Annotated in this window: 10 protein-coding genes and 1 pseudogene; 2 read left to right on the top strand and 9 right to left on the bottom strand. The window is 62.2% G+C overall.

Going from position 1 to position 12,044, the window contains the following annotated elements; all coding sequences use genetic code 11:
* The first annotated feature begins 73 nt into the window (after window positions 1–73).
* Entirely contained in the window at window positions 74–1,924 is a 1,851-nt protein-coding gene (lepA, locus tag CAPP_RS08595) for a translation elongation factor 4 (RefSeq protein ID WP_076599546.1), read from the top strand.
* Window positions 1,924–2,469, top strand: a complete 546-nt coding sequence (thpR, locus tag CAPP_RS08590; RefSeq protein WP_076599547.1) for an RNA 2',3'-cyclic phosphodiesterase — start codon at window positions 1,924–1,926, stop codon at window positions 2,467–2,469. The genes lepA and thpR overlap by 1 nt, the downstream gene beginning before the upstream one ends.
* A gap of 5 nt (window positions 2,470–2,474) precedes the next feature.
* Here thpR and CAPP_RS08585 read toward each other — a convergent pair.
* From CAPP_RS08585 to brnQ, 9 genes and pseudogenes are all read right to left on the bottom strand, one after another.
* Window positions 2,475–3,212 (bottom strand): annotated as a pseudogene (locus CAPP_RS08585) (BCCT family transporter); the annotation flags it as partial.
* Complete coding sequence (locus CAPP_RS08580; protein WP_076599548.1) at window positions 3,212–4,099, bottom strand: ribokinase; 888 nt, start codon at window positions 4,097–4,099, stop codon at window positions 3,212–3,214. The pseudogene CAPP_RS08585 and the gene CAPP_RS08580, both read right to left, overlap by 1 nt.
* Window positions 4,100–4,110: 11 nt before the next feature.
* The gene (locus CAPP_RS08575; protein WP_076599549.1) at window positions 4,111–5,505 is read right to left on the bottom strand and encodes an ATP-binding cassette domain-containing protein; all 1,395 of its coding nucleotides are present in this window, start codon (window positions 5,503–5,505) and stop codon (window positions 4,111–4,113) included.
* Window positions 5,502–6,287: an ABC transporter permease gene (locus CAPP_RS08570; RefSeq protein WP_076599550.1), complete on the bottom strand. Its 786-nt coding sequence runs from the start codon at window positions 6,285–6,287 to the stop codon at window positions 5,502–5,504. The genes CAPP_RS08575 and CAPP_RS08570 overlap by 4 nt, the downstream gene beginning before the upstream one ends.
* On the bottom strand, window positions 6,284–7,189 hold the full coding sequence (locus CAPP_RS08565) for an ABC transporter permease (protein WP_076599604.1): 906 nt from the start codon (window positions 7,187–7,189) through the stop codon (window positions 6,284–6,286). Before CAPP_RS08565 ends, CAPP_RS08570 begins: the two co-directional genes overlap by 4 nt.
* 23 nt (window positions 7,190–7,212) lie before the next feature.
* A complete protein-coding gene (locus tag CAPP_RS08560) occupies window positions 7,213–8,691 on the bottom strand; it encodes an ABC transporter substrate-binding protein (RefSeq protein ID WP_076599551.1) in 1,479 nt (492 codons plus the stop codon).
* 10 nt (window positions 8,692–8,701) lie between these two features.
* Window positions 8,702–9,475, bottom strand: coding sequence for a GntR family transcriptional regulator (locus tag CAPP_RS08555; protein WP_084560621.1), 774 nt, complete (start codon window positions 9,473–9,475; stop codon window positions 8,702–8,704).
* A 69-nt stretch (window positions 9,476–9,544) separates the two neighbouring features.
* Window positions 9,545–10,522, bottom strand: coding sequence for an LLM class flavin-dependent oxidoreductase (locus CAPP_RS08550; RefSeq protein ID WP_076599552.1), 978 nt, complete (start codon window positions 10,520–10,522; stop codon window positions 9,545–9,547).
* 68 nt (window positions 10,523–10,590) lie between these two features.
* Window positions 10,591–11,991 carry a branched-chain amino acid transport system II carrier protein gene (gene brnQ, locus CAPP_RS08545; RefSeq protein WP_076599553.1) on the bottom strand — a complete coding sequence of 467 codons (1,401 nt, stop codon included), beginning with the start codon at window positions 11,989–11,991 and terminating at the stop codon, window positions 10,591–10,593.
* Between the last annotated feature and the right edge of the window lie 53 nt (window positions 11,992–12,044).

Genomic DNA, 12,044 nt, shown 5'->3' with positions numbered 1-12,044 from the left:
GCGCGTGACGGCGATTGCCCTTGGGCGTCCAGCTCACGGTATGGTGACGTTAGTTTTTGAGGAGGGATGGCCGATGGCGAAGGCAAACACGAATTTCGCGTTGACGACGTTCACTGATCCGGCGCAGATCCGGAATTTCTGCATCATCGCGCATATCGACCACGGAAAATCCACCCTCGCGGACCGGATCCTCCAGCTCTCCAACGTGGTCGAGGCGCGCGAGATGCGCGACCAGTACCTGGACAACATGGACATTGAGCGCGAGCGCGGCATCACCATCAAGGCACAGAACGTGCGCCTGCCGTGGACGACGGCGGACGGCAAGCAGACCATTCTGCAGATGATCGACACCCCGGGCCACGTCGACTTCTCCTACGAGGTGTCGCGTTCACTCGACGCATGCGAGGGAGCAATTTTGCTTGTCGACGCAGCGCAGGGCATCGAGGCCCAGACCCTCGCCAACCTGTACATGGCGATGGAGAACGATCTCGAGATCATCCCGGTGCTGAACAAGATCGACCTGCCGGCCGCCGATCCCGAGAAGTACGCCGCCGAGATCGCCCACATCATCGGCTGCGAAACGGAGGATGTCCTGCGCGTGTCCGGCAAGACTGGCGAGGGCGTTGCAGAACTTCTGGACAAGGTCGTCGAGCTCGTCCCGCCGCCAAAGCCGCTCGCGGCAGAGGGCGCGGACGCCCCGGCCCGCGCGCTCGTCTTCGACTCCGTCTACGACACCTTCCGCGGCGTGGTCACCTACATCCGCATGATCGACGGAAAATTGGAGTCGGGCCAGAAGGTGACCATGATGAACACCGGCGTCACCCACGACATCCTCGAGATCGGCATTGTCTCCCCGACGATGCAGAAGGCAAAAGGTCTCGGCCCCGGCGAGGTCGGCTACCTCATCACCGGTGTGAAGGACGTCCGCGAGACCCGCGTCGGCGACACCGTCACCTGGGCGAACAAGGGCGCCGACGAGCCCCTCGAAGGCTTCGAGGATGTCAAGCCGATGGTCTATTCGGGCCTGTTCCCCGTGTCCCAGGAGGACTTCCCGACGTTGCGCGAGAGCTTGGAAAAACTCCAGCTTAACGACGCCTCCCTCACCTGGGAGCCCGAGACCTCCGTCGCCCTCGGCTTCGGTTTCCGCTGCGGCTTCTTGGGGCTGCTGCACATGGAGATCACCCGCGACCGTCTGGAGCGCGAATTCGATCTCGACCTGATCTCCACTGCTCCGTCCGTGACCTACCGCGTCGTCGCGGAAGACGGCACCGAGTCGTTGGTGCACAACCCGTCCGACTGGCCGGGCGGAAAGCTCCAGGAAGTCTTCGAGCCGATCGTCAACATGACGCTCATCGTGCCCCAGGAATTCGTGGGCACCACGATGGAGCTGTGCCAGTCCAAGCGCGGCCAGATGAAGAATATGGAGTATCTCTCCGAAGAGCGCGTCGAGCTGCGCTACATCATGCCGCTCGGCGAGATCATCTTCGACTTCTTCGACATGCTCAAGTCCCGCACGAAGGGCTACGCCTCCCTCAACTACGAGGAGGCTGGCGAGCAGACTGCCGATCTGGTCAAGGTCGACATCCTGCTGCAGGGTGAGCCCGTCGACGCGTTCTCAGCCATCGTCCACCGCGACTCCGCGCAGTGGTACGGCAACAAGATGACCAAGAAGCTCAAGGAGCTCATCCCGCGCCAGCAGTTCGAGGTGCCCGTCCAAGCAGCGATCGGCTCGAAGATCATTGCCCGCGAGAATATCCGCGCCCTGCGCAAGGACGTCCTGTCCAAGTGCTACGGCGGCGATATCTCCCGTAAGCGCAAGCTGCTGGAGAAGCAGAAAGCCGGTAAGAAGCGCATGAAATCCATCGGCTCCGTCACGGTGCCGCAGGAGGCATTCGTCGCGGCGCTGTCCACCGACGAGGAATAATGATCCGGGTCTTCGCGGCGCTCTTTCCCTCCGACGAGGCGAAAGAACACCTTGTCACGGCGCTGCGCCCGATCCGGGATTTCTCCCGCCAGGAGATCCGCTGGACTGACCCCGATAATTGGCATCTCACCCTCGCCTTCTACGGCGACCAGCCCAACGAGGCCTCCGCGATCCGCGCCCACCTCGTCCAGATCGCTGCATTCCGCCCGCCGCTGAGTCTCCACCTTTCCGGCGCCGGCGCCTTCGAGAACCGCACCTTATGGACCGGTGTCGGCGGCGATACAGACAATCTCAGAACGCTGATGGCGGAGAGCGCCGACCCGACCGTGGATGTCCGCCCCCGTCAGCGAGCCCACCTCACCATCGGCCGCACCGGCCGTCGTTCCCACGACCCTTACGCCGTCCCCGATATCGTCCGTGCCCTGTCCGTCTACCGCGGCCCCGACTTCACCGCCGACGAGATCTGCCTCGTCCAATCCCACCTTGGGCAGGGCCGCGCCGGAGGTTCCCGCTACGAGATCCTCGAAAGATTCGAACTCCGATAGCAGGGCTAGTCTTCCTCGACTTCGTCCTTGATGTAGCCGTCTTCCCAGGTGCCAGTCTCGTAGTCGTATCCGACACGGTTGCCCCTTTCATCGGAACGCTCGTACCAGCGCGTGTATTTGTCGTCGGTGGAGTCGAAGTCCTCGCCGGCGCCGTCGCCTTCGCGGGCTTTCTGCACGACGAGTTCGAAGTCGTCGCCGTAATCTTCAAGGCCGTGCCACACGGCGTATTGGAGGGCGGTCTCGGCGTACTTGTCGCGGATCGAATGGGGATCAGTCCGCAAGTCCTGGACGGAAGAAAACAGCAGACCCAGCATGACGATGGAGAAGGGGAGAGCAATCAGCACCGTCAAAGACTGCAGACCGGACAGCGCATCCTCGCCGCCGGACAACAGCATGACAGCGGCGACGCCCATCATGCACAAGCCCCAAAACACGGAGACCTTCTTGTTGGGGTCGGGGTCGCCCTTCGACGACATCGTCCCCATGACCACCGATGCGGAATCAGCAGTGGTAATGAAGAAAACGGCCAGGATCCCGATGAGGATATAGGGGGTGGCGGAGGAGAGGGGGAGGGCGTCGAAAAGCGAGAAAAGTACTTGCTCTGGCGTGGATTCCCCGTCGAAGCCCTCGACGCCGTCGCGCGAGAACGAGATCGCGGTGCCGCCGAAAATGCTGAAGGCGAGAATGAGGATGGTGGTGGGAACGACAACCGTCATCACGATGAATTCGCGCAGGGTGCGGCCTATTCCGCGCCGTTTTCGAGGCGTAGCTGCGAATAATTCGGATATGACGGCTGCGCGCCCGGCCGCGTCACCGAAAACGCGCCAACCCTCGAAGCAAACGCAGCTGCTTCGACCAAGCTATCGCCCTTCAACAGTCGGTGGCACAGCGCGCCCGTGAACGCATCGCCCGCCCCGACGGAATCGACTGCAACAACTGTCGGAGAAGCAATCCGGACGATTCCGTCGGCATTTCCCACCAACGCCCCGTCCGCGCCTAAAGTCACCACGACAGAAGAAAACTCTGCCAGCAACTCTTCCAAACATTCTTCCGGAGAAGCTTCTTTTCCGAGCACCAGTTGAGCTTCGTGCTCGTTGACGATCAGGGGATCAGCTTGTTTTAGAGCATCCCGATCCACGTCGATGACCGGCGCCAGATTCACCACGACGCGCCCTTCCGCCAGCTCGACCGCCCGCGCAAACCCATCCGCAGGAATCTCGCCCTGCAACAAGACCAGTTCCGCGTCCGCAATCAACGCAGCATGCTTATCGACGACACCTGCCCCCACATCCCCGTTCGCCCCCGGCACCACCATGACGGTGTTCTCTCCGTCCGCCGCCACGGTGATGACCGCCAGACCAGTCGGCTTCGGGGAAACCTCGACCGCGGAAAGGTCCACGCCGGCGTCGATAAGCAAATGCGTTGCCTCGTGAGCATGCGCATCTTCGCCGACCGCTCCGACGAGGAAAACTTCTGATCCCAAACGTGCAGCTGCGACCGCCTGGTTGGCGCCCTTGCCGCCGGGCGTGATGCCGCCACCGCCGCCCAAGAGGGTCTCACCGGGGAAAGGATGCCGTTCAACATTGACGGTCAGGTCGGCGTTGATCGAGCCGACAACGACGATGCTCATGCCTTCACAGCCTACGGAATCGCGGCGAGCAATTTCTGCGTGTACTCGTGCTGCGGGTTCGCCCACACCTCTTCCGTGGGCCCCATTTCGACGATCTTCCCGTGGTACAACACCGCGATTGACGGACAGACTTGGCGGACCACGGACAGGTCGTGCGAGACGAAGATGAGGGTGGCGCGGTCGTGGACGACGAGGTCGTCGATAAGCTCCAGCACTTGCGCGCGCACCGACACGTCGAGCGCGGAGACCGGCTCGTCCGCGATGAGGATCTCCGGGTGCGGGGCCGCGGCGCGCGCGATCGAGATGCGCTGGCGCTGCCCGCCGGAGAACTGGCTCGGAAACCTCGAGCCCATTCCCTCCAGCCCGACTTGGGAAAGAACTTCGTCAGCCCGCGCCTCGTCCACGCCGGCCTCCCTGATGGAATCGCGTACTTTTCGCCGCGGATTGAGGGAAGAGTAGGGGTCCTGGAAGACCATCTGCAGGTCGCCGTCGACGCGCACCGTGCCTGAATCCGGCTCGTTCAACCCGGAAATGACCCTCAACAGGGACGTCTTTCCCGACCCCGAGCCGCCGACGATGCCAACTCTTTCGCCTTCGTGAACAGTCAAGTTCACATTGTCCAGCGCCACCGTGCTTCCGCGGCGCCACGTCACGTCCTTCAGCTCGATGATCGGTTCGCCTGTTGCGCGGATTTCTGCTGATGATTTTGGCTTCGACGCCTCCACCAGCTGGGCGGTGTAGTCGACTTTCGGCGCATCCAGATCCGCGTTTTGGTCCACGATTCTTCCGCCCTTGAGCACGATCACGCGGTCGATCATCTTCCTGATCACGGCGAGGTCGTGGGTGATGAACAGCAACGCCATCCCGCGCTCCCGAACCAGGCTGTCCAGCAGATCGAGGATCTGCTGCTGCACTTCCACGTCCAGCGCTGTCGTGGGCTCGTCGCAGATGAGCAGATCGGGATCACCTGCAATCGCCAAAGCAATCAACACTCTTTGCCTCTGTCCGCCGGACAATTCGTGCGGGTAGCTCGAGGTGCGATCGACCCCGACCTCGTGCAAAAGTTCGCGGGCTTTGTCGAGCGAGCACGCTTCCGCCACCTGGCGTTCGACCGTCATCAGCGGGTCCAGGGCAGTCATCGGTTCCTGGAAGATCATCCCCACTTTCGTGCCGCGCAGCTTCCTCTTCACCCGCGGGGACGAATTGATCATGTCGGCGCCGTCGAGCATCACGGTGCCGCTCGGCTTCAATCTTTCGTCCAACAGCCCCATGATCGTCAGCGCCGTCATCGACTTGCCGGAACCAGACTCGCCGATCAGCCCGAGCCTTTCGCCGGGCTGAATGTCGAAGGAGATCCCCTCCAGGATCCCGTCGATGGTGAGGTTCTCAATGCGCACGAGAGTCATCGCGGCCTCCTGTCAGCCACAGCATCCCCCAGCAGATTGAATCCCAACACCGTCGCGGCGATGGCCAGGCCCGGCCACAGCGCCAGGTGCGGGGCAGTGGACAGGTACGCCTGCGCCGACTGCAGCATCCTGCCCCACGACGCATACGGCGCCGGAGTGCCGAGGCCCAAAAACGACAGCCCCGCCTCCGCCAGAATTGCCAGAGCCAGCGACACCGACACCTGCACCGCCAACGTCGAAGTAATATTCGGCAAAACGTGCCGCCACGCGATCAGGAGCCCGGGCACCTTCGAGATCCTCGCCGAGAGCACATAGTCTTGAGCCATCACCTGCAATGTCCCCACACGGGAGACCCGCGCAAACCCCGGGATTCCCGCGATGCCGATCGCCAGCACCACGATCCACATCGAGCCGCCGAAAACAGCAGTGAACACGATCGCCAGAAGCAGCGCGGGAAAGGCCAGCAGCAAATCATTCGTCCTCATGATCAGACCCTCGACCCAGCCGCGCTTCATGCCGGCGACAACCCCGAGGGGAACGCCGATCAGCGCCGACAACGCCACCGATGCAACTGCCACAGTCAGCGTCGTCCGTGCTCCGTCCATGACGCGGCTGAGCACGTCGCGGCCGTATTGGTCGGTTCCCATCAGGTGCGTCAACGACGATCCCTGCAGACGCTCGCCCGGCACCGCGTGCACCGGATCAAATGGCGTCCACACCATCGCCACAACGGCGGCAAAAAGTGCAACAGAAACAAGCACCAGACCGACTATTTTCCTCATGCCTGCCTCCTGAGCCGCGGGTCGATGAAGCGATAAAGGACATCGACGATCAACGTCACCGCCAGAGTGAACACCACGAGCAGCATCATCAGGGTCTGCACCGTGGTGAGGTCGCGCGTCGCCACAGCATCCAAAAGCATGGAGCCGAGCCCCGGCAGCGCGAACACCTTCTCAATCACCACCGCACCGACGATCAGCGTCGTGAGCTGCAGTCCCGTGACCGTCAAAACCGGGAGAAATGCATTGCGCAAAGCATGCCGGTACAGAGCTTGTCTCGTCGATAAGCCGACTGCCCGCGCAGTGCGCACATAGTCCTTGTCCAACTCCTCGTTGACGGCGCTGCGCACATACCGCGTCAGAATCGCCGCCTGAACGAGCGACAGAGCCACCACCGGAAGAACAAGGTGCGCCACGAAATCCCCGAATCCCGCATTCGGCGGCACCCAACCATTGGCGGGCAACCACCCGAGCCAGACGGAGAACACAGCCACCGTCAAAATGCCGACCAGAAAACTCGGAACTGCGATACCGGCCTGCGTCAAGGCCGACACGATCGCCGTATCCAGCTTCCCGCGGCGCCGGACCAGATACGTTCCCAGCGGAATCGCGATCGCCATCGACAAAACCATGGCGCTCACCGTCAGGATCAGCGAGACCTGCATCCGGTCGATCACTAGGGGAGTGATGTCCTGCTTGCTGGTCAACGAGATCCCGAAATTGCCTGTGAGCATGCCGCCGATCCAGTCGAAATACTGCTGGTAAAGAGGCTTGTCCGTGCCCAGTTGGTTCGCTAGTTTCGCCACGTCCTCGTCGGTCGCAGTCACGCCCAAAGCGATCCGCGCCGGGTCGCCGGGGACGGCCCGCAGCAACAGGAAAATGATGACGCTCGCCGCGACGAGCATCGAGAAGAACCGGACTAAAGCTTTCACCGCTTGGTCACCCCCGAAAGGTCGATTCCGTCGGTGACCACCGTCGGATCCACACCCTCCACGCCGGGCGCCGTGACGACAATATTGGGCAAATTCGCCAACGTGACAGCGCCCGCTTCCTCCATGATCGAATCGACAGCGTCCTTCATGTACTCGACATTCTCTTCCGGCGTCCCGGCGTCGGCATTCGCGAAATCTCTTCGCACCGCGTCAGAATCGAACCCGAGGTAATACTCGGGAGAAAACAATTGCTGCACATCGCGCGGTTCCACGTGCGCGATCATTGATGACTGGTAGTCCGCCTGCTGGAGCACCTGGTTCAGCCACACCGCGGGAAATTCCACGGTCTCTAGCCTCACGTCGAAGCCGACATCCTTCAGCTGGGAGAAGATCAGCTCCGCCGCATCTTGCGCGTAGGGAAGAGACGGCACGGTGATCACCACTTCCGGAGATCGTCCGCGCAGCAATTCCCGCGCCTTGTCCGGATCGAACGGAAAATAGTCTTTCCCGGTGAACCACGGATCGCTCGGGGACACTGGGGCGCCGCCAGTGTCGGTCGCTAATCCATTCCACACGACGTCGTTGAGCGCATCCCGGTCAATCGCGTACCCGACCGCGCGGCGCACATCCGGGTCGTCGAATGGAAAACGCCGGTTATTCAAGCTCAGCAGCACCTCGCCGTTCGTCGTGCCGACGTCGATGCCGAAAGAGTCGGGAAGTGTCTCCAGCAATTCCGGCGCCTGCAAGCCCCACAGCACATCGACATCGCCCACGCGCAAAGCATTGACAGAAGACACAGCGTCCGAAAAGTACCTGATCGCAGCGTCCTGCTGCGCCGGCTCGCCCCAATAATCCTCGCGCGCATCAAAAGAAATCGACTCGCCGAGCGCGAAACGGTCGACCACGTACGGCCCGGTTCCCACAGGATCGGTGGCCAGCTTATCGACGCCTTCCGGCGCCATCATCGCCCCCGTCAACGTCCCCATCGACCACAACCAACTATTGGATGGAGACTCCAATGTCACCTTCAGAGTCAGTGGATCGAGAGCCTCGACATCTCTGACCGGATTCATCTGCTTCGCAAGGCCGTTCGTCCACTCATTTTGCACATAATCGATGGAAAACGCGGCCGTCTCGGCGGTGAATCTCTCGCCGTTGGAAAAGGTGACCCCGTCTTTGAGGTGAAAAACATACTCAGTGCGGTCCTCGCTCACGTCCCAGCTCTCGGCGAGAAGGGGCTGGGGCGTACCGGTGTCGTCGATAAGCACGAGCGTCTCGTACACGTTGCCCATGAGCGCCTGAGGAATGGCCGCGCCGCCCGTGGTTGTGAAGTCGAGCGAGGCGGGCGCGGATGTTGTGCCCACGACGACACTTTCAGGTTCAATGCGGCCGACGTTCGATGCCGTACTGCCAGCGGAACATGCCGACAGCGATCCGACCGCAAGCACCGCCACCACGGCACCTCTTGCTCTCATGAGCAAAAGGCTATTCGTGCGCTGCGGTGATCTCAAACTTCAGCGGGATGGACGCGCCCCGCACGCTGCTCAATTCGACCTTGACCACATCGCCGCGGTAGATATTCTCCGCGTATTCGACGGGCTCGCCTTGGAAGGTGGAAGCCCGCATCTCAAGCTTCCACACCGGCTCTCCTTCGGCGATGCCCAAAAGCTCTGCCTGGTGGGCAGTCGCCGTGGACACCTGTGCGGTGCGGGACGCGTTGTCGATGACCACGCCGCCGTCGAAAAGCTGGTCGTGCAAAGCCTCGGCCCCTGGCTCCAACGTCAAAAAGCGCTCACCGATTGTGAATGGAAACACCAGCCTCTCGATGAGCACAGGGGTTTCGTTCGCCGTGCGGACCCGGACGATCTCGACGACCGGATCATTGATCTCGAGGTTCAGTAGCTCTGCGATCGTCGGCGTTGCTGGTTCGCGTGCGACGCGGAGGATCTTATCGCCCGCCTCCTGGTTAGCTTCTTGGAGGAGGGACGTGGTGGAAATCAGCGCGTCGAAGCTGTTCACTTTCGGCGCCTCCAATACCAGCGAGCGTCGACCGCGCCCCGAAGAAATGAGTCCGTCGCCGCGTAGCGCTGCGACCGCTTGGCGCACGGGCCCGCGTGAGGTGTCGAATTTCTCGCAGAGTTCTGCTTCGGAGGGGAGGGGATCGCCGGGGACGAGTACGCCGTCGTGGATCAGGTCGCGGAGGTACCGCGCGATTTCCTCATGTTGTTGGCGTGCTATGGCGATTCTCCAGGCTCTCACGTTGCCACTAATTGTTGAATATATTACTGGGCTTGAGCCTGAAGCGAACCTTTATATGCATAGGTTCAGCTACATAAGCGTTGCTGTGATGGCCATCGAATGCAGCACTTCCTCATGCGTCGGTGCCTGGAAGGAGAGCATCAATTCGTCGGCCTTTGAATGCTTTGCGAACCCCTCCAAGTACTCACCGACCTGCTCGTCCGTTCCCTGCGCGGTGTAGCGCAGCATGCCGACGATCTGCTGGCCCTGCGGCGAGTTCAAGACCGCATCTACCTGGTCTTCAGTCAGCGTCCGCCCCTGGCGTCCCACAAATGCTTTGACCCGGGATCTGCGAACAAGCTCCGACTGGCGCGCCGCGTCCGCCTCGCTGTCGGCCGCCGTCACGTTCACCGCCGCGATCACGTACGGTTCGCTGCAGTATTCGGATGGCTGGAAATTCTCGCGGTAGTACGTCGTCGCCTCTTCCAAGTGCGTCGGCGCGAAGTGGGAGGCAAAAGAATAGGGAAGGCCAAGTTTGGCCGCCAACGTGGCCCCGAACATCGACGAGCCGAGGATGTACAGCGGCACATTCGTTCCCGCGCCCGGCACCGCCGTCACGCCCGGGACGACTGGCTCGCCAGCGAGGTAGCCCTGCAACTCCAGCACGTCGTTCGGAAAACTCTCGGCCGCGCGGGGATCGCGCCGCAGGGCTCTTCCCAGCGTGTTCTGGTCGGTTCCCGGGGCGCGTCCCAGGCCGAGGTCGATCCGGTCCGGATGCAGCTCCGCCAGGGTGCCGAACTGTTCCGCGATCACATACGGGGAGTGGTTGGGAAGCATGACGCCGCCAGCACCGAGACGGATCTTCTCGGTCTTGGCGGCGATGTGGGCGATGAGCACCGCCGGCGACGACGACGCGATCGACGGCATGTTGTGATGCTCGGAGTACCAGACGCGGCTGTACCCCAGCTTCTCCGCCGTCTGCGCCAGCTGCACGGAGCGTTCCATGGACTGGCCGGGAGTCTCGTCCTCGCGGACGGTGCAGAAATCGAGCAGGGAAAGCGGGGTCATTGTGGTCCTTCCAGTTGGGATCGTTTCTCAGTCAATCCCAACGCGGAAGGAGGCCGCTTTATTTCTTGTTACGCGTTGTGGGCTTCGGCCTCTTCGATCGTCTCTCCATCGACCGTCACCTGCGTGCCGATCTCCAGCGGAGCATGAGGCTTAGCGATATCAATGCCCGCACCGATCACGAACGCCACCGCCGTCGGCAGCATCCAACCGAGGTCGTTAGCCTGCAGAGGTGACCAGTCGACGAGCGGGGACAGCACATCGGCAGCCCATCCCAGCGAGATGAAGGTGTTGATGAGCGACCAGATGACAGCGACCCAGATCGGCAGGAAGAAGCCCCAGCGCAGGCGGGTGCGGCGGCGGAAAAGCGGCTCAACCAAGGTGACGAAGATCAGGGTGATCGCCGGTGGGTACAGGAAGCCGACGACCGGGCCGGCGATCGAGATCACGAAGTCCAGGCCTTGCGTCGCCATGATGGCGGAGGCCACGGCAAAGGTGACCGCCCAAGTGCGGTACGAGCCGGCGAACTGCTGGGAGAAGTACTCGCCTGTGGAGGTGATCAGGCCAATCGCTGTGGTCAAGCATGCGAGCACGACGATCAGAGCGAAGACGGTCTGGCCGGGGCGGCCCATGAGCTGCAACGCGGCGTCGGCAAGCAAAGGTGCGCCGGAGTCGTACTGGAGTGCGTCCGGCATCGCGCGGCCGATCAGCCCGAGTCCCAGGTAGATCAGCGCGAGCAAAACGCTGGCGCCCAGGCCCGCGAGGATCGTGCTGCGGACCAGCGGCTTGCCCTCGGCAAACCCCTTATTGCGCAGCGACGCGATGACGACGATGGAGAACGCGAGAGCAGCGATCGAGTCCATGGTCAGGTAGCCCTCGAGAACGCCCGACGCGTATGCGTTCGTCGCGAAGTCCTCGCTTGGCGCGTAGTGCTGGTTGGTCATCGTGAAGATGGCCATGCCGATCATGATGACCAGCAGCGTCACCAGTGCCGGCGTGAGGAATTTGCCCAGCGTGTCGGTGATCCGCGTCGGGTTCCAGGAGAGTGCGAGAGCGATTCCGAAGAAGACGATGTTGAAGATCACCTTGCTGACCGTGCTGTCCCAGCCGAACAGCGGGGTCACCGCCACCTCGAAAGACACGGCGCCGGTGCGCGGGAGCGCGTAGAACGCACCGATGGAGAGATACGCGAGGACCGGGAAAGCCACGCCGAAAAGCGTGCCGGCGCGCTGCGCGAGGTCGCGCACGTTTGAGCCCGACAGCGCAATCGCGACCACCGCGAGCACCGGCAGCAGCGCACCCGTGGTGAGGAAGCCGAGAATCGCCGGCCAGAAGTTTTCGCCCGCCTGAACAGCGAGCATGGGCGGGAAGATGAGGTTTCCGGCGCCGAAGAACATCGAGAACAGCGCGAGCGCCGTGATCACGATCGCGCTTGTCGACGCTTTCTTGCCGCTTGAAACAGCAGTAGACATTGGGCCTCCCTAGGAAAATGAACAAATCGTAGGGGTCACCCTATCATCTCATG

Source organism: Corynebacterium appendicis CIP 107643 (genome assembly GCF_030408415.1).
GTDB classification, from domain to species: Bacteria; Actinomycetota; Actinomycetes; order Mycobacteriales; family Mycobacteriaceae; genus Corynebacterium; species Corynebacterium appendicis.
Note: the sequence above shows the minus strand (reverse complement) of the source record. Positions and strands in the feature narration are given on the sequence as shown.